The organism is Streptomyces sp. NBC_00513, assembly GCF_041431415.1.
Classification (GTDB): domain Bacteria; phylum Actinomycetota; class Actinomycetes; order Streptomycetales; family Streptomycetaceae; genus Streptomyces.
Genome location: NZ_CP107845.1, coordinates 4,635,230 through 4,651,737 on the forward strand (window position 1 = coordinate 4,635,230; position 16,508 = coordinate 4,651,737).

At 71.9% G+C, this 16,508-nt stretch carries 18 protein-coding genes and 4 tRNA genes; 13 read left to right on the forward strand and 9 right to left on the reverse strand.

The features are described 5' to 3' along the window. The first annotated feature begins 146 nt into the window (after positions 1–146). Both htpX and OHA84_RS21485 read left to right on the forward strand, forming a co-directional pair. The gene (htpX, locus tag OHA84_RS21480; protein WP_266970183.1) at positions 147–1,010 is read left to right on the forward strand and encodes a zinc metalloprotease HtpX; all 864 of its coding nucleotides are present in this window, start codon (positions 147–149) and stop codon (positions 1,008–1,010) included. Further along, positions 1,007–1,399 carry a YccF domain-containing protein gene (locus OHA84_RS21485; RefSeq protein WP_053682648.1) on the forward strand — a complete coding sequence of 131 codons (393 nt, stop codon included), beginning with the start codon at positions 1,007–1,009 and terminating at the stop codon, positions 1,397–1,399. Before htpX ends, OHA84_RS21485 begins: the two co-directional genes overlap by 4 nt. Before the next feature lie 27 nt (positions 1,400–1,426). Here the strand turns inward: OHA84_RS21485 and OHA84_RS21490 are convergent, their stop codons facing one another. From OHA84_RS21490 to OHA84_RS21500, 3 genes are all read right to left on the reverse strand, one after another. Beyond that, the gene (locus tag OHA84_RS21490; RefSeq protein WP_053682647.1) at positions 1,427–2,860 is read right to left on the reverse strand and encodes a SulP family inorganic anion transporter; all 1,434 of its coding nucleotides are present in this window, start codon (positions 2,858–2,860) and stop codon (positions 1,427–1,429) included. 427 nt (positions 2,861–3,287) lie between these two features. Further along, positions 3,288–3,362, reverse strand: a tRNA-Ala gene (locus OHA84_RS21495). 200 nt (positions 3,363–3,562) lie between these two features. After that, positions 3,563–4,051 (reverse strand): YajQ family cyclic di-GMP-binding protein, encoded by a 489-nt coding sequence (locus OHA84_RS21500; protein ID WP_266949218.1) that lies wholly within the window; start codon positions 4,049–4,051, stop codon positions 3,563–3,565. A gap of 200 nt (positions 4,052–4,251) precedes the next feature. On the opposite strand from OHA84_RS21500, the gene OHA84_RS21505 reads away from it, so the two are divergent. Further along, positions 4,252–4,333: transfer RNA gene (locus OHA84_RS21505), tRNA-Tyr, on the forward strand. 59 nt (positions 4,334–4,392) lie between these two features. On the opposite strand, the gene OHA84_RS21510 is transcribed toward OHA84_RS21505, so the two are convergent. Beyond that, positions 4,393–4,890 (reverse strand): hypothetical protein, encoded by a 498-nt coding sequence (locus OHA84_RS21510; RefSeq protein ID WP_266970180.1) that lies wholly within the window; start codon positions 4,888–4,890, stop codon positions 4,393–4,395. 106 nt (positions 4,891–4,996) lie between these two features. Here OHA84_RS21510 and OHA84_RS21515 point away from each other — a divergent pair, with 106 nt between their 5' ends. Continuing rightward, a complete protein-coding gene (locus OHA84_RS21515) occupies positions 4,997–5,437 on the forward strand; it encodes a DUF3574 domain-containing protein (RefSeq protein WP_266970178.1) in 441 nt (146 codons plus the stop codon). Positions 5,438–5,484: 47 nt separating this feature from the next. Here the strand turns inward: OHA84_RS21515 and OHA84_RS21520 are convergent, their stop codons facing one another. Continuing rightward, positions 5,485–6,141: an SDR family oxidoreductase gene (locus OHA84_RS21520; RefSeq protein ID WP_053682643.1), complete on the reverse strand. Its 657-nt coding sequence runs from the start codon at positions 6,139–6,141 to the stop codon at positions 5,485–5,487. A gap of 64 nt (positions 6,142–6,205) precedes the next feature. Then, positions 6,206–7,528, reverse strand: a complete 1,323-nt coding sequence (locus tag OHA84_RS21525; protein ID WP_266970175.1) for an amidohydrolase family protein — start codon at positions 7,526–7,528, stop codon at positions 6,206–6,208. A 373-nt stretch (positions 7,529–7,901) separates the two neighbouring features. On the opposite strand from OHA84_RS21525, the gene OHA84_RS21530 reads away from it, so the two are divergent. From OHA84_RS21530 to OHA84_RS21550, 5 genes are all read left to right on the forward strand, one after another. Next, positions 7,902–7,974 (forward strand) — tRNA-Thr (locus tag OHA84_RS21530). Between the two features lie 48 nt (positions 7,975–8,022). Next, a tRNA-Met gene (locus OHA84_RS21535) sits at positions 8,023–8,095 on the forward strand. A gap of 89 nt (positions 8,096–8,184) precedes the next feature. Further along, positions 8,185–8,349 carry a 50S ribosomal protein L33 gene (gene rpmG / locus OHA84_RS21540; protein WP_006604855.1) on the forward strand — a complete coding sequence of 55 codons (165 nt, stop codon included), beginning with the start codon at positions 8,185–8,187 and terminating at the stop codon, positions 8,347–8,349. A 204-nt stretch (positions 8,350–8,553) separates the two neighbouring features. Beyond that, entirely contained in the window at positions 8,554–9,006 is a 453-nt protein-coding gene (locus tag OHA84_RS21545) for a MaoC family dehydratase N-terminal domain-containing protein (RefSeq protein ID WP_053682642.1), read from the forward strand. A gap of 1 nt (position 9,007) precedes the next feature. After that, complete coding sequence (locus tag OHA84_RS21550; protein WP_053682641.1) at positions 9,008–9,436, forward strand: MaoC family dehydratase; 429 nt, start codon at positions 9,008–9,010, stop codon at positions 9,434–9,436. A gap of 92 nt (positions 9,437–9,528) precedes the next feature. Here OHA84_RS21550 and OHA84_RS21555 read toward each other — a convergent pair whose 3' ends face one another. Then, positions 9,529–10,077: an NADPH-dependent FMN reductase gene (locus OHA84_RS21555; protein WP_266949226.1), complete on the reverse strand. Its 549-nt coding sequence runs from the start codon at positions 10,075–10,077 to the stop codon at positions 9,529–9,531. Between the two features lie 105 nt (positions 10,078–10,182). On the opposite strand from OHA84_RS21555, the gene OHA84_RS21560 reads away from it, so the two are divergent. The 4 genes from OHA84_RS21560 to OHA84_RS21575 all read left to right on the forward strand — a co-directional run bounded on the left by OHA84_RS21560 (position 10,183) and on the right by OHA84_RS21575 (position 13,950). Further along, entirely contained in the window at positions 10,183–10,767 is a 585-nt protein-coding gene (locus OHA84_RS21560; protein WP_266949228.1) for a TetR/AcrR family transcriptional regulator, read from the forward strand. Between the two features lie 112 nt (positions 10,768–10,879). Next, positions 10,880–12,358, forward strand: coding sequence for a DHA2 family efflux MFS transporter permease subunit (locus OHA84_RS21565; RefSeq protein WP_053682638.1), 1,479 nt, complete (start codon positions 10,880–10,882; stop codon positions 12,356–12,358). An 11-nt stretch (positions 12,359–12,369) separates the two neighbouring features. Continuing rightward, positions 12,370–13,518, forward strand: a complete 1,149-nt coding sequence (locus OHA84_RS21570; RefSeq protein WP_266949232.1) for a UDP-N-acetylmuramate dehydrogenase — start codon at positions 12,370–12,372, stop codon at positions 13,516–13,518. A 15-nt stretch (positions 13,519–13,533) separates the two neighbouring features. After that, positions 13,534–13,950, forward strand: a complete 417-nt coding sequence (locus tag OHA84_RS21575) for a hypothetical protein (protein ID WP_053682636.1) — start codon at positions 13,534–13,536, stop codon at positions 13,948–13,950. Here OHA84_RS21575 and OHA84_RS21580 read toward each other — a convergent pair. Next, positions 13,940–14,959, reverse strand: coding sequence for an adenosine deaminase (locus OHA84_RS21580; RefSeq protein WP_053682635.1), 1,020 nt, complete (start codon positions 14,957–14,959; stop codon positions 13,940–13,942). The genes OHA84_RS21575 and OHA84_RS21580 overlap by 11 nt on opposite strands. A 165-nt stretch (positions 14,960–15,124) precedes the next feature. Continuing rightward, the gene (locus OHA84_RS21585) at positions 15,125–16,351 is read right to left on the reverse strand and encodes a pyridoxal phosphate-dependent aminotransferase (RefSeq protein ID WP_053682634.1); all 1,227 of its coding nucleotides are present in this window, start codon (positions 16,349–16,351) and stop codon (positions 15,125–15,127) included. Between the last annotated feature and the right edge of the window lie 157 nt (positions 16,352–16,508).

The following is a 16,508-nucleotide window of genomic DNA, read 5'->3' on the forward strand; positions in this document are numbered from 1 at the left end:
CACCGGTGCGGCGTCCCCGTCGTGCCCCGGGAACCAGACGCCCCCACCTCGCGTTGACCAGGAAGGAAGGGTCCACTGGACCGGAGACCCTTCGCACCGAAGATCCTGGACGGGGTCCCCCTGCCGCACCACTTGGAGGGCGTACCGTGCACCGCCGGCACAACGGGCTGAAGACCGCCGTACTCCTCGGCGGGCTGTCCGCACTCATCATCGTCATCGGAAGTTTCTTCGGGCGGGGCGGCCTGATCGTCGCCGTCCTCATCGCCCTCGGGACGAACGCGTACGCGTACTGGAACAGCGACAAGCTGGCTCTACGCGCGATGCGCGCCCGCCCCGTGAGCGAGTTCGAGGCCCCCGAGCTGTACCGCATGGTCCGCGAGCTCTCCACCTCCGCGCGCCAGCCCATGCCCCGGCTCTACATCTCGCCGACCGAGGCCCCCAACGCCTTCGCCACCGGCCGCAACCCGCGCAATGCCGCGGTCTGCTGCACCGAGGGCATCCTGCGCATCCTCGACGAACGCGAGCTGCGCGGGGTGATCGGCCACGAGCTGAGCCACGTCTACAACCGCGACATCCTCATCTCGTCCGTCGCCGGAGCACTCGCCTCCGTGATCATGTTCCTGGTCAACTTCGCCTGGCTGATCCCCATCGGCCGCTCGAACGACGACGAGGGACCCGGCCTGTTCGGCATGCTGCTGATCATGATTCTCGGCCCGTTGGCCGCGTCCGTGATCCAGCTCGCCATCAGCCGCTCGCGCGAGTACGAGGCCGACGCCTCCGGAGCCCAGCTCACCGGCGACCCGTTGGCCCTGGCGAGCGCCCTGCGCAAGCTGGACGCCGGCACCAAGCAGCTGCCGCTGCCCCCGGAACCACGTCTGGAGACGGCGAGTCACATGATGATCGCCAACCCCTTCCGCCCCGGTGAGGGATTGTCGAGGATGTTCTCGACGCACCCCCCGATGGCCGAGCGCATCGCCCGGCTCGAACAGATGGCAGGCCGTACGCAGTGAAGACAATCCTGAACGTGATCTGGCTCGTACTCAGCGGCGTCTGGCTGTTCCTCGGCTACTGCCTCGCGGGTGTGATCCTCTGCATCACCATCATCGGCATCCCCTTCGGCATCGCCGCCTTCCGCATCGCGGTGTACGCCCTGTGGCCCTTCGGCTACACGACCGTCGAGCGACACGACTCCGGCGCCGGCTCCTGCGTCGGCAACGTCCTGTGGCTGGTCCTGGCGGGCTGGTGGCTGGCCCTCGGCCACATCGTCACCGGCATCGCGCTCTGCGTCACGATCATCGGCATCCCCTTCGGCATCGCCAACTTCAAGATGGTCCCGCTCTCCCTGCTCCCGCTGGGCCGCGAGATCGTCCCGACCGACGCCCCCTTCGCCTCCCGCTGACCCGGCTCGCGGGCCCCGGGCGTCGCCCTAGGCGACGCCCTCGCGGCCGGGGAGGGGCGTACGGGCACGGGCCCGCTCCCATCCGTCGAGGGCCGTCAGGCAGGCGTGGTCGAGGTGCCGCAGCCCGCCCAGGTCCAGCCGTACGCGCTGCCCGGGCGGCAGCGCGTCCAGGGAGTCCAACAGCTTCGGCAGCCGCAGGAAGTTGGCGTTCCCCAGCACCCGGACACACAGCACGTCCCCCTCCCACACCTCCTCCAGGTGCACGTGGGAGGTCTCCCAGGCCGCCTTGGCGACGGCCAGACCCAGTCCGATGAGCACCCCCTCGAACAGGTTGGTCGCCACGATCGCCGACGCGGTCACCACCAGCACCACCGCCTCGCCCCGGTGCGTCCGCCACAGCGCGGCCACCGCCCTGGCCGGCAGCAGCTTCCATCCGGCGTGCAGCAGCACCCCGGCCAGTGCCGCGAGCGGCACCACCTCCAGCACCTGCGGCAGAGCCACGGCGAACAACAACAGCCAACCCCCGTGCATCACCCGCGCCGCCCGGGTCCGCGCCCCCGCCTCCACGTTCGCGGCGCTGCGCACGATCACGGCGGTCATCGGCAGCGCCCCGAGCAGCCCGCAGGTGAGGTTCCCGACGCCCTGGGCGACCAGCTCCCGGTCGTAGTGGGTGCGCGGCCCGTCGTGCATGCGGTCGACGGCCGCCGCGCTGAACAGGGTCTCCGCGGACGCGATCAGCGCGAGCGCCACCACCGTCCCGACAGCTCCCACCGACAGCAGCACCCCGAAGTCGTCCACGGCCGGCAGGGTCACCGCCTCCAGCACGCCCTTCACCCGCACCCGGTCCACCGGGAGCCGCAACAGCGCGGCCGCGGCGGTCGCCGCCGCCACCCCGACGAGCGCCCCCGGTACGAGCCTGATCCGGGCCGGCGCGCGCCGCCAGAGCACCATCACGGCGATGGTCCCGGCCCCGAGCGCCACGGCGGCCCAGTCGGCCTGCGCCCCGAGCACGTGCACCCCACCCAGCTTCGCGAGGGTCTGCCCGGGGGCCCGGACCCCGCCCAGCGCGTACAACTGACCCGCGATCAGTACGAGCCCGATCCCGGCCAGCATCCCCTGCACCACGGCGACGGAGATCGCCCGGAACCACCGCCCGAGCCGGAGCGCCCCCATGGCGAGTTGCAGCAGCCCGGCAGCCACCACCAGCGCCCCGAGCGCGGGCAGACCGTACGCCCGCACGGCCTCGTAGACGAGTACGGTCAGCCCCGCGGCCGGGCCACTGACCTGGAGCGAACTCCCGCGGAACCAGCCGGTGACGAGGCCTCCGACCACCCCGGTGACGATGCCGAGTTCGGCCGGCACCCCGGAGGCGACGGCGACGCCGACACAGAGCGGCAGCGCGACGAGCGCGACGACGACGGACGCCCCGAAGTCTTCGCGAAACGTACCGGCCCCAGGCATGCGAGAACCCCCTGCCACGTGATGGATGGTTGTCACCCAGCGTGGTGGGCGCACCGGCCCGTGCCCAGTGACCACAGGGGCCCGCGGCGGAGCACGCGCCGCACACGCCCCGCACACGCGCGGTCCACCACCCGGACGGGCCGGGGACGACGGGGCACCGCCCCGAACCGGCAACCATCGGCGCCAGAGCGCCGCGAGCCCGTCCACGGATACGAACGGGCGCAGCCGTGACGGGTCTCTTCACCTCGTTGCCGGTGGACGCCTCACCGCGTGGATCCCTCACCGCGTGGGTCCCTTGCCGCGGGCGGGGTCACGGCCGCGGGAACGGCGGCCGACACGTCGCGGGCGGCCTCACGACCGCGCGCGGGACGCGGTTCTGCCGGATCTCTCGACGGCAGGCCGATGAACGGCCGTTCAAAGTGGAAGGGGCGGGGCGGCCGGATTCGAACCGGCGTCCTCCTCCATGCTGTGTAGGCGCACTACCTCTGTGCTACGACCCCGCTTGCCGTGATCATAGCCGGCCCGCCCCACCCCGGCGCCGGCGATTTTTCCGACAGGCCCGCCGAGCCGCACCTGTGGCGCACCTGCGGCCGGACGGCGAGGGCACAACGCGGGCAGCCGTCGAGGCGGTCCTCGGCGCCGTGCCCCCGTTGTGCCCCGCCACGCTCACCTGGAAGCGTTGGTGCGGGTCGGAGACCCTGATCAGCGGTAGTTCACGAACTGGATCGCGAAGTCCAGGTCCTTGCCCTTGAGGAGGGACTGGATGGTCTGGAGGTCGTCGCGGCTCTTGGAGCTGACGCGCAGCTCATCGCCCTGGACCAGAGCCTTGACGCCCTTGGGACCCTCGTCACGAATGATCTTCGCGACCTTCTTCGCGTTCTCCTGGGAGATGCCCTCCTCGATCGTCGCGAAGATCTTGTACTCCTTGCCGGACAGCTGCGGCTCACCGGCGTCCAGGGCCTTGAGCGAGATCCCGCGCTTGACCAGCTTGGTCTCGAAGACGTCGAGGACGGCCTTCACGCGCTCCTCGGAGTTCGCCTCCAGCAGGATCTTCTCGCCGGACCAGGCGATCGACGCGCCCGTCCCCTTGAAGTCGTAACGCTGGGAGAGCTCCTTGGCGGCCTGGTTGAGGGCGTTGTCGACCTCCTGCCGCTCGACCTTCGAGACGATGTCGAAACTGGAGTCGGCCATGTGCTGTGGCTCCTTGAAGTCGGCTGTGTGATGCCCCGGAGGGCGCGGCCGGACAACCCCGGCCCGCTCCGCAAAGCCTAGCCACCACGCCCACGTGCGGCGCTGATCAATCCTGTGGCGAAGCACCCCCGGCCATCGGGTATTGTTTACGTCGTTGCCACGGAGCGCCGCCGCAAGGCGGAAAAACGGCAACATCTCTTGGCGGTGTGCCCGAGTGGCCAAAGGGAGCAGACTGTAAATCTGCCGGCTCAGCCTACCCAGGTTCGAACCCTGGCGCCGCCACGCGAAAGAGGCCCCCGTTCACCCAGTGAACGGGGGCCTTCTTCGTTCCCCGGCCGCCCTCACTCCACCGTCAGGTGGTACGTGATGTCGACCCAGAAGCCGTTCGTCGCGGACGCCGCGATCTCCAGTACGTACTGACCCGCCGGGAGCGGGCCGAGTCCGCACCACAGGCCCCAGGCGACCCGGGGTATCCCCAGCGACTGGAACGGCCTCGACGAGAACTCCTCCAGCCTCAGCGGCACGCTGTTCAGGGCCGCACGCGCCCGCGCCACGGTCGGCGTCCACGGTCTGGTGACGAACGGGACCGCCGCCCGCTGGGTGTTCAGCACCGGGAAGAACAACTTCCGGCCGCTCGGGACCGTGCACCGCCGCACCACCCGGCCGCCGTGCGTCCCGGCGAGGAACCACAGGTCCTCGGGCTGCCGCCATCCGGCGTTGCGCCCCGTGGTGTCACCGACGGGGCTGCGGTCCTCCGGCGCGGACAGGGCCCACTTCCACCACCGGGCGGCGAGCCGGGCCCCCTCCGCCTCGCCGATCCGCCAGTCGCCGTCGCCCATTCGCCCCACTCCGGTGCCTCGTACGACCGTCCCCGCGGCCGAATCCGCAGTGACCCTATCGGGCGCCTCCCGCGCAACGATGGGGACGTCGGGTCGTTCACGGGGCGTGCATCGGACATCGGACACACGAGGCAAGGTCGGCGGCGGCGTCCTGCTCGCCCTGCTCGGCGCCGGCATCCCGGCCCTGGTCGGGGCGGCTCTGGACACCCGGGTGGGGGAGCCGTACCGGGAGACGCGGCTCTACTTCGGCAGTGACCGCCCGGGCGGCCAGGGGCCGGTCGGGGAGGGGGAGTTCACCCGCTTCCTGGACGGCGAGATCACCCCGGCCTTCCCCGAGGGACTCACCGTCCACCACGGGCGGGGCCAATGGCGCGGCCATGACGGCCGGATCGTCCACGAGACCTCGTACGAGGTGGTGTTGCTGTACCCCGAGAAGGAGGCGCAGGAGCGCGGCGCGCGCATCGAGCGCATCCGGCGGACGTACGAGCACCGGTTCCGGCAGGACTCGGTGGGCCGTTCGGACGACAAGGTGAGCGCCGAGTTCTGAACGACCCGCGGGCCGGGCCCGGGACCCGGGATGACCCGCGTCCGACGTCAGTTGCCCGCCACGTCCTTGACGGCCACCGAGACCGGCGTCGAGCCCGAGAGCAGTTCCAGGATCAGGCCCGCCGTCGCCGGGGTCTCGATCAGCTCCGCGAGGACCGCCGCGACGTCGTCGAGCGGGATCGACCCCCGGCCCGTGTCCGCCTCCAGGCGGACCAGGCCCGTACCGGCCTGATCGGTGAGCGCGCCCGGGCGCAGGATCGTCCACTCCAGGCCCAGCCGGGTGCGGAGGTGGTCGTCGGCCTCGCCCTTCGCCCGCAGGTAGTGGTCGAAGACCTCGTCCCCGTCGTGGCGGGCGTCGGCGCCCATCGAGGAGACCATCAGGAAGCGCCGTACGCGGGCCCGTTCGGCCGCGTCGGCGAAGAGGACGGCCGCGCCCCGGTCCACGGTGTCCTTGCGTTCGATACCGCTGCCCGCTCCCGCCCCGGCCGCGAAGACGGCCACGTCGGCGCCCTGGAGGATCCCCGCCACGTGCTCGACGGTCGCCGACTCCAGGTCGCAGAGCACCGGTTCGGCCCCCGCGTCCCGCAGGTCGTCGCCCTGCTCCGGGTCGCGGACGATGCCCGCGACCTCGTACCCGCGCGCGGAGAGCAGCCGCTCCAGCCGCAGCGCGATCCGACCGTGTCCACCCGCGATGACGATGCGCATGCCCCGACCGTACGTCGAGCGGGGCGCCCGCGCCCGCGAAGCGGCGGCGAACGGCCCCCGCCGCTCAGGGGCCGGGCTCGGTACGCCCCTGCCGGGGCAGGTCCAGGGCCACCGCGACCGCCGAGTCGCAGTACTCCCGTACGGCACTCGTCCGGGCTACGACACGCCCCCGGTGGATCACGATCCGGCTGTACGCCAGCGAGAGCACCCCGGCGATCCGGTCCCCGCGCACCGCGAGCAACTCCGCCGGGAAGCCCGCCTCCACCCGCACCTCGGGCAGGCCCATGGCCTCGCGGGCGCAGGCGCTGACCGTCTCGTAGGCCTCCGCCGCCCGGAGCCCGCCCTGCGAGGCCAGCAGGTACGCCGCTTCGAGCGGGTCACCCCGGCCCACCGGGTTGCCGGCGTCGCGCAGGGCCCCGCTCCCGGCCGCGACCCGGACCCCGGCGGCACGGAGCAGCCGGACCGGTGCGGTGCGCAGGCCGCGCCGCTCCAGGGCCGCGCAGTCCCCCTGGGGCAGGCAGGTGACCCGTACGCCGGCCGCGGCCAGTTGGTCGGCGGCGCGGGTCGCCACGTCCAGCGGGAGCCGGGACAGACCACCACAGGGGCCGATGCCGACACCGGGGCGCAGCCCGCCGGCCATGGCCGCGAGCCGGGCCAGACGCACCGGGTCGTCCCCGTCCGTGTGGAGGTCCACGGGGCAGCCGTGCTCGGCGGCGAGTTCCAGGACGGCCTCGACGAAGCCGGTGGGATCGGGGTCGAGGTCCGGGCAACCACCGATCACGGAGGCCCCCATCTTGACCGCGTCACGGAGCATGGCGAGTCCGTCCGCCCCGGCGACCCCGGTCAGCAGCCGGGGCACGGCGACGGTGGTCAGGTCGGTGAGGCCGCGCAGCGAGCGGCGGGCCTGGAGCACGGCCTCCATCGGGCCGAGCCCGTGGAGGTCGCCGATCCGTACGTGCGAGCGCAGGGCGGTGGCGCCGTGCCCGAGCTGGAGCAGCGCCGCCTCGGTGGCCCGGCGCTGCACCTCGTCGGGGGCGTGGGAGACGGGCCCCTCACCGTCCGCGGTCAGGGCGGTGTCGCCGTGCGCGTGCGGCTCGGCGGCGGCCGGCAGCAGCAGGTACCCGGTCAGGTCGACGCGGGACAGCGCGGGGGCGGGCAGGCTCCCGGGGGTCCCGACGGCCTGGATGCGGCCGCCCCCGCCCAGCCGGACGTCGACGGTGCGGCCGTCGGTGAGGCGGGCGCCGGCGAGCAGCAGGGTGGTGGACTCGGGGCCGGTCGCGGGACCACCCGCGTGACTCCGGGGGCCGTGTGCGGGCCCATGGCCGCCACCCTCGCCCCGGCCGCCGTGCGGGGAGTGGGACGGCTGCTGCGGCGGGCTGTCGGACATCGCGCTCCTGCGGTGGCTCGGGCGCTTCCCGGGTCCGTGGCCGCGGCCCGCGGCCCAAGATCACGCAGCGTGCCCCGAGCCTAGGGCGCGGGGGTCTCCGGTTCGCGGAGGAGCGAAATAGTCGTACCGGTGTGGTGCCTCCGCGGCGCGATCCGGAGTGCGAGGCCGCTCGGGATGCACAGAGCGTGAGATCGGGGCGGAATCACCGGTGCGGACCGTGTGACCTCGCCCACATTCGACCCGGAAAGTCGTGGAAATGGAGGCGGGAGAGGTGTGCGGGCCGATTCGGCAATCCGGCCCCGACCGCTCGGAGCCCGGTCCCCGCAAAGGATTTGGGCGATCGGCGGGCAACCGTGTAATGTCTTCCTCGCTCGCCCCAATAGCTCAGTCGGTAGAGCGTCTCCATGGTAAGGAGAAGGTCTGCGGTTCGATTCCGCATTGGGGCTCTGGTGAGAGAGGTTCCCCACCCTCGGGTGGGGAGTCGATCACATCAAAGCGGCGTAGCTCAGTCGGTAGAGCAAGCGGCTCATAATCGCTGTGTCACCGGTTCAAGTCCGGTCGCCGCTACACACAGTAGCCGATTGCGGGGTCGGTCTCCCGGTCGGCTACTCTTGTATGCGTTCATCCGTCCCAATTGTCCGTCAAGGAGCACTCACGTGGCTGCCACCGACGTCCGCCCGAAGATCACGCTGGCCTGCGTGGAGTGCAAGGAGCGGAACTACATCACCAAGAAGAACCGGCGTAACGACCCGGACCGTCTTGAGATGAAGAAGCACTGCCCGCGTTGCAACTCGCACACCGCGCACCGCGAGACCCGCTGATCCTGGCGAGTCTCGAATACAGGCACCGTCACGAGGCCGTCCCCTTTCATCGGGGGGCGGCCTCGTGTCGTTTCCGCGTCCGGATCCCTCCCGGCCCCACCTCTGTTCCCCGTGCGTGACGTCCCCGCGCCCGAAGGGGCGCGGTCGGTGATCCGTGACGTGTTCCTCGTGACTTTCATGTCCCTCAACAGGAGGTAGTGAGCCATGGCCCTCGACCAGACCTTCGTGGGGCGGAGCTACCCGCCCACCGATCCGTACGAGGTCGGCCGGGAGAAGATCCGCGAATTCGCCGTCGCCGTAGGCGACGAGAATCCCGTCTACACCGACCCCGAAGCCGCGAAGGCGCTCGGCCACCAGGACGTGATCGCGCCGCCGACCTTCGTGTTCGCCATCACGTTCCAGGCGGCGGGCCAGGTCATCGAGGACCCGCAGTTGGGTCTGGACTACAGCCGCGTCGTGCACGGCGACCAGAAGTTCGCGTACGTCCGTCCCGTGCGGGCCGGCGACCGGCTCTCCGTGACCTCCACCATCGAGGCCGTGAAGTCGCTCGCGGGCAACGACATCATCGACATCCGGGGCGAGGTCCACGACGCCTCCGGCGAGCACGTGGTGACGGCGTGGACCAAGCTCGTGTCCCGCGCTCCCCAGGAGGCCTGAGATGACCGCGCAGATCCAGTACGCCGACGTGGAGGTCGGCACCGAACTCCCGGCGGCCTCCTTCCCCGTGACGCGCGCCACGCTCGTCCGGTACGCGGGCGCCTCCGGCGACTTCAACCCGATCCACTGGAACGAGAAGTTCGCCAAGGAGGTCGGGCTCCCGGACGTGATCGCGCACGGCATGTTCACCATGGCCGAGGCGATCCGGGTGGTCACCGACTGGCTGGGCGACCCGGGTGCGGTCGTCGAGTACGGGGTGCGCTTCACCAAGCCCGTCGTCGTCCCGAACGACGAGGAGGGCGCGCTGATCGAGGTCACCGCCAAGGTGGCGGCCAAGCTGGACGACAACCGGGTCCGGGTGGACCTGACGGCGATGAGCGCGGGACAGAAGGTCCTGGGCATGTCGCGCGCGGTGGTCCGACTGGCCTGAGGCCGGCGCCCGCGACCGTCGGACCGGGGCCGCCCCGGTCCGACGGTCGCCGCGCCGCCGACCCGCGGTGGACGTCCTACGGGGGAGCGTTCCTACCGGGGGACCGCGGCGAGCAGCCGGCGGGCGGCCTCCGCGACCGCCTCACGGACGGCCGGGTCGGTGATCGTCCCCGTCCCCTCGTCCACGACGGCCCGGGGTACCGGCACCCGCGCGCAGGCCTCCTCCACGACGCTCGCCCCCGTGTACCCGAGGACCGTGCGCAACGCCCGATGAGCCCCGGCGGCGCCGGTCGGTGACGAGGACGCGTTGATCCAACCGACCGGCTTGTCCACGATCTCGACGCCGCCGACCGTCCAGTCCAGCAGGTTCTTGAAAGAGCCCGGAAGATCGCCCGCGTACTCCGGCGTGCAGAACAGCACCGCGTCCGCCCGTGCGATCAGCTCGCGCAGCCGGACGACCTCGGCCGGCAGGGGATCGACGTCGTCGTCCGGATTGAAGTGCGGGAGCCTCGCCAGGTCGAGGTAGGGCGTGGCGCGCACCGCGTCGCCGAGGACCTCGGGAACCGTGAGGATCACCGAGGTGTTGGTCGAGCCGGCGCGGGTGCTTCCGCTGATCAGGGCGAGTCGTGGGATTCGGGTCACGGGCGTGATGCTACGGCCGCGCGGTGTCGCGGCCGAAGGGATCGGGGAGGTGGCCCGCGCAGAGGAGCGTTGACAAAGTTAGTGATTGAGCAATAACTTGCTTCCATGGCAAGGATGAGCGCAGACGAGCGACGCGAGAGCGTCATTCGCGCGGCGATGCACGAGTTCGCGCGTGGCGGTTACCACGGGACCTCCACCGAGACGATCGCCAAGCGGGTGGGCGTCTCGCAGCCGTACCTGTTCCGGCTGTTCCCGAGCAAGCAGGCGATCTTCATCGAAGCCGTCGCCCGCTGCACCGAGGACATTCGGCTCGCCTTCGAGGAGGCCTCCGAGGGCCTCGGTGGCGAGGACGCGCTCAAGGCCATGGCGGAGGCGTACAAGCGGCTCATCGCCGAGCACCCCGACAAGCTCCTGATGCAACTCCAGTCGAACGTGGCCGTCGCGGCCGCCGAGGCCGAGGGGGAGACGGAGTTCGGGGTGATGGTCCGGGCCGGTTGGATGCGCCTGTGGGACACCGTGCGGGCGGCGATCGGCGGCGATGCCGACCAGACCGCCGGCTTCATGGCGCACGGGATGCTCATCAACACCCTCTCCGCCCTGGGCTTCCCGCCCGAGCACCGCGTCTGGGAGGGGTGCCGCCTGCTGGACGAGGCGGGCGGCCCCGAGTCCGACATCCGTACGAGCGCGTAGCGCGCGACCGGCCGCGCGTCATCGGCCGGACACCGTTCGACCCCGTCCCGGCGGTCGTGCGGGCAGGAAAGTTAGTCATCGATAACTAACAGGCAGATCCGTAGGGGGAAACGTGGACAGGCAAGGCACCGCACCCGGCGACACGAGCGCCGATACCAGGCTCAAGGCACCCGCCGTCTGGGCCCTCATCCTCACCGGCGTCGCCAGCTTCATGGCGGCCCTCGACAACCTCGTCGTCACCACCGCCCTGCCCGCGATCCGCGAGGACCTCGGCGGCAAGCTGGAGGACCTGGAGTGGACGGTGAACGCCTACACGCTCACCTTCGCCGTGCTCCTCATGTTCGGCTCCGCCCTCGGTGACCGGTTCGGCCGCCGCCGGCTGTTCATCGTCGGGCTCTCGATCTTCACCGGCGCCTCCGCCGCCGCGGCCCTCTCACCCGGCATAGACGAGCTGATCGCCGCCCGGGCCGTCCAGGGCGTGGGCGCGGCGATCATGATGCCGCTCACCCTCACCCTCCTCACCGCCGCCGTCCCGGCCGCCCGCCGCGGCATGGCCCTCGGCATCTACGGAGCCGTCACCGGCCTCGCCGTCGCCAGCGGCCCCCTCATCGGCGGCAGCCTCACCGAACACATCTCCTGGCAGTGGATCTTCTGGCTCAACGTGCCGATCGGTCTCGCCCTGATCCCCCTCGCCCGACTGCGCCTCGCCGAGTCCACGGCCCCCGACTCCCGCCTCGACGTCCCCGGCACGATCCTCATCAGCGGCGGCCTCTTCGGCATCGTCTACGCCCTGGTCAACGCCAACTCCGACGGCTGGACCAGCGCCCCCGTGCTCACCGGCCTGATCGTCGGCAGTGCGCTCGTCGGCGCGTTCATCCGCCACGGGATACGCCACGCGAACCCCATGCTCCCCATGCGGCTCTTCCGTAACCGGGGCTTCCTCGGGATCAACCTGGCCAGCCTGCTGATGTTCCTCGGCATGTTCGGCTCGATCTTCCTGCTCGCCCAGTTCCTCCAGGGCGTCGCCGGCTACTCGCCCACCGAGGCCGGACTGCGCATGCTCCCCTGGACCGGCATGCCGATGATCGTCGCGCCGATCGCCGGCATCCTCTCCGACCGCATCGGGGGCCGGCCGGTCGTCGCCGCCGGACTGGCGTTCCAGGCCCTCGGACTCGGCTGGTTCGCGGTGATCCTCAGCGCCGACGTCTCGTACGCCGCCCAGCTCCCCGCCCTCGTCCTCAGCGGCATCGGCATGGCCCTGTACTTCGCCCCCGCCGCCAACGTGCTGATGTCCACCGTGGCCCCCGCCGACCAGGGCAAGGCCTCCGGCACCAACAACGCCCTCCGCGAGGTCGGCGGCGCCCTCGGAGTCGCCGTCCTCGCCTCGGTCTTCTCCGCCCAGGGCGGCTACGAGAGCCCCCAGGCCTTCACCGACGGCACGATCCCCGCCCTGTGGATCGGCGCCGTCGCCGTAGCCCTCGCCGCCGGCCTCGCCCTCCTGCTCCCGGGCAGGGCCAAGACCCGGGACCAAGGCCTCCCCGGCCCCGAAGCCGCCTCCCCGGCCCCGGTCAAGGTGCCCGCCGCCGGCTGAGGCAGGGCCCCGTGTCGGCGGGCGCCCCGCCGACACGGGCGAAGAACCGGTACGGTCCGTGGCCCCGCAGGGATGCGAGGGGGACGGACCGTACTCTTGTCCCCGTGCAGGAACTCCACGACGCCCCCCTCGCCCCGCTGACCACCTTCCGCCTCGGCGGACCCGCGGCCCGCCTGGTCACCGCGACCACCGACGCCGAGGTGATCGCCGCCGTCCGTGCCGCGGACGCGACCGGCACCCCGCTGCTGATCATCGGCGGCGGCAGCAACCTCGTCATCGGTGACCGGGGATTCGCCGGCACCGCCCTGCGCATCGCCACCACCGGGTTCACCCTCGACGGCACGCGCCTGGAGCTCGCCGCCGGCGAGAACTGGAGCGACGCCGTCGCCCGCACCGTCGAAGCCGGCCTCGCCGGCGTCGAGTGCCTCGCCGGGATCCCGGGCTCCGCCGGCGCCACGCCCATCCAGAACGTCGGGGCGTACGGCCAGGAGGTCTGCGACACCATCACCGAGGTCGTCGCCTACGACCGCACCACCGGCGAAACGGTCACCCTCCCCGCCGACGCGTGCGGCTTCCGCTACCGCAACAGCACCTTCAAGGACCAGCCCGACCGGTACGTGGTCCTGCGCGTGCGCTTCGCCCTCGAAGACGCCGGCGGCCTGTCCGCGCCGATCAAGTACCCCGAGACCGCCCGCGCCCTCGGCGTGGAGGCCGGTGACCGGGTCCCGGCCGCCACCGCCCGCGAGACCGTACTGCGCCTGCGCGCCGGCAAGGGCATGGTCCTGGACCCCGCCGACCACGACACCTGGTCGGCCGGCTCGTTCTTCCACAACCCGATCCTGACCGACGAGGCGTACGCCGCCTTCCTCGCCCGAGTCCAGGACCGCCTCGGCGCCGAGACCGCCCCGCCCGCCTACCCCGCCGGCGACGGCCGGACGAAGACCAGCGCGGCCTGGCTGATCGACAAGGCCGGCTTCACCAAGGGCTACGGCACCGGCCCCGCCCGCATCTCCACCAAACACACCCTCGCCCTCACCAACCGCGGCGAGGCCACCACCGAGGACCTCCTCGCCCTGGCCCGCGAGGTCGTCGCGGGCGTCCACGCGGCCTTCGGCGTCACCCTGGTCAACGAACCGGTGACGGTCGGCGTCAGCATCTGAGGAGTCCCGGCCGCCATGCAATGCCCCCTGCACGGTGCCGGCACGGACCCCACCCGGCTGGTGGGACGCACGATCAGCAGCGTCGTCGCGTCCTGGCACGTCTACGAGGGCGAACGCTCCGAGGCGCCGCTCGACGTGTGGCTGATCGACAACGAGGGCGAGTCCACCCGCATCACCACCGGGTCCGACCAGTGCCTCATCGTCGAGTCGGAGTCCCCGCACGCGCCCTACGACATGGGGGAGTGGGGCCGCATCGAGGTCGGCGAGGACCTCGGCGACCACCCCTTCCTGCGCCATCTCGGCGAGACCGTCGCCACCGTGGCCGAGTACGCCGTCCCCGAGACCGGGCGCACCCACCTGGAGATCGGCTTCGTGGACGGCGACCGGGTCCGGGCCGACTGTTACGAGGGAGACCTGCGGCTCACCCGGTGAGCCAGTGGTCGATCCCCGCCAGCAGCTTCCCCTGGACGTCCTCCGGCGCGGCCGAACCGCGCACCGACTGCCGGGCCAGCTCCGCCAACTCCGCGTCCGTGAAACCGTGGTGGCGGCGCGCGATCTCGTACTGGGCCGCGAGCCGGGACCCGAACAGCAGCGGGTCGTCCGCCCCCAGCGCCATCGGCACCCCCGCCTCGAAGAGCGTGCGCAGCGGCACGTCCTCGGGGCGCTCGTAGACGCCCAGGGCCACGTTGGACGCCGGGCAGACCTCACAGGTGACCTGCCGGTCAGCGAGCCGCTTCAGCAGCCGCGGATCCTCGGCCGCCCGCACGCCGTGCCCGATGCGGGAGGCGTCCAGGTCGTCCAGACAGTCCCGTACCGAGGCCGGGCCGGTCAGCTCCCCGCCGTGCGGGGCCGCCAGCAGACCGCCCTCGCGGGCGATGGCGAAGGCCCGGTCGAAGTCACGGGCCATCCCGCGGCGTTCGTCGTTGGAGAGACCGAAGCCGACGATGCCGCGATCGGCGTACCGGACGGCGAGCCGGGCCAGGGTGCGGGCGTCGAGGGGGTGCTTCATGCGGTTGGCCGCGATGATCACCCGCATCCCCAGGCCGGTCTCCCGGGAGGCCGCGTCCACGGCGTCGAGGATGATCTCCACGGCCGGGATCATCCCGCCGAGGAGCGGGGCGTAGGAGGTGGGATCCACCTGGATCTCCAACCAGCCGCTGCCGTCCCGCACGTCCTCCTCGGCGGCCTCGCGCACCAGCCTGCGGATGTCGTCGGGCTCGCGCAGACAGGACCGGGCCGTGTCGTAGAGCCGCTGGAAGCGGAACCAGCCCCGCTCGTCGGTGGCCCGCAGCTTGGGCGGCTCCCCGCCCGTCAGCGCCTCGGGCAGGCGCACGCCGTACTTGTCGGCGAGCTCCAGCAGGGTCGACGGGCGCATCGAGCCGGTGAAGTGCAGGTGGAGGTGGGCTTTCGGCAGAAGCGTGAGATCGCGTACGTGCTCCATCCGGTGATCCTGCCGTACTCACGCGCCGAGCGGGAGGGCGTTTTACCCATCGGGGTCTTGCTCGAACGCGTGAGCGAACCCCGCAGGACCTCGTGGACGCACGAGCGGCGGCCCCCCGGGACCGGGGAACCGCCGCTCGCGAACCGCTCGGAAAGCCCCGCAGGACTAGGCCTTGGCCTCCGCCAGCAGCTTCTGGATCCGGGACGCGCCCTCCACCAGGTCCTCGTCGCCCAGGGCGTACGAGAGACGGAGGTAACCCGGGGTGCCGAAGGCCTCGCCCGGGACGACCGCGACCTCGGCCTCGTCGAGGATCAGCGCGGCCAGCTCGACGGAGGTCTGCGGGCGCTTGCCGCGGATCTCCTTGCCGAGCACGTCCTTGACCGACGGGTACACGTAGAAGGCGCCCTCGGGCGTCGGGCAGAACACGCCGTCGATCTCGTTCAGCATCCGCACGATCGTCTGGCGGCGGCGGTCGAAGGCGACGCGCATCTCGTGGACCGCGTCCAGGTTGCCGGACACGGCGGCCAGCGCCGCGACCTGCGCCACGTTGGAGACGTTGGAGGTGGCGTGGGACTGGAGGTTGGTCGCGGCCTTCACGACGTCCTTCGGGCCGATGATCCAGCCCACGCGCCAACCCGTCATCGCGTACGTCTTGGCGACGCCGTTCACGATGATGCACTTGTCGGCCAGCTCGGGAACGATCGCCGGCAGCGAGACGAACTTCGCGTCGCCGTAGACCAGGTGCTCGTAGATCTCGTCCGTCAGGACCCACAGACCCTTGTCGGCGGCCCAGCGGCCGATCGCCTCGGCGTCGGCCTCGGAGTAGACGGCGCCCGTCGGGTTGGAGGGGGAGACGAAGAGGACGACCTTGGTGCGCTCGGTGCGCGCGGCCTCCAACTGCTCGACCGAGACCCGGTAGCCGGAGGTCTCGTCGGCGACGACCTCCACCGGGACGCCGCCCGCGAGGCGGATCGACTCGGGGTAGGTGGTCCAGTACGGAGCCGGGACGATGACCTCGTCGCCCGGGTCGAGGATGGCCGCGAACGCCTCGTAGATCGCCTGCTTGCCGCCGTTGGTCACCAGGATCTGGGAGGCGTCGACCTCGTAGCCGGAGTCGCGCAACGTCTTCGCGGCGATTGCCGCCTTCAGCTCGGGCAGACCGCCCGCCGGCGTGTAACGGTGGTTCTTCGGGTTGCGGCAGGCCTCGACGGCGGCCTCGACGATGTAGTCCGGCGTCGGGAAGTCGGGCTCGCCCGCGCCGAAGCCGATCACCGGGCGCCCGGCGGCCTTGAGGGCCTTGGCCTTGGCGTCCACGGCGAGGGTGGCGGACTCGGAAATGGCGCCGATACGGGCGGACACCCGGCGCTCGGAGGAAGGCGTTGCAGAGGTCATGGGTCCAATCGTCCCAGACGGCCCGGAAGCGCCGCACACCGTTTCAGGTACCGGACGCACGAGATCCGGACGCCCTTCCCGGCGGCTTCTGTTCGACGTCAGGGCCAGGAGCACGTATGCTCACCTGTCGTTGGACCTCGCCGACAGCTCCAAAGCG